At 61.8% G+C, this 254-nt stretch carries 1 pseudogene; it reads left to right on the top strand.

What is annotated here, in order from left to right:
- A pseudogene (locus tag ACLJNW_RS26735) lies at nucleotides 1–254 on the top strand (hypothetical protein); the annotation flags it as partial.

Raw genomic sequence — 254 nt, 5'->3', positions numbered from 1 at the left:
AGCTGGACCAGGCCATCGATGCCGCCGAACGCTTCGAGCGCATGCTCTGCGACGAAGGCGCGCTGCTCTTCAAGTTCTGGTTCCATCTCTCCAAGAAACAGTTGAAGGAGCGTCTCAAGGCGCTGGAGAAGGACCCGCAGCACAGTTGGAAGCTCAGTCCGCTGGACTGGAAGCAGAGCGAGGTCTACGACCGCTTCGTGCATTACGGCGAGCGTGTGCTGCGCCGTACCAGCCGGGACTACGCGCCCTGGTAC

Origin of the sequence: Salmonella sp. SAL4457 (assembly GCF_046548235.1) — a bacterium.
Lineage (GTDB): Bacteria > Pseudomonadota > Gammaproteobacteria > Enterobacterales > Enterobacteriaceae > Salmonella > Salmonella enterica.
This window is presented reverse-complemented; position numbering and strand designations above follow the sequence as displayed.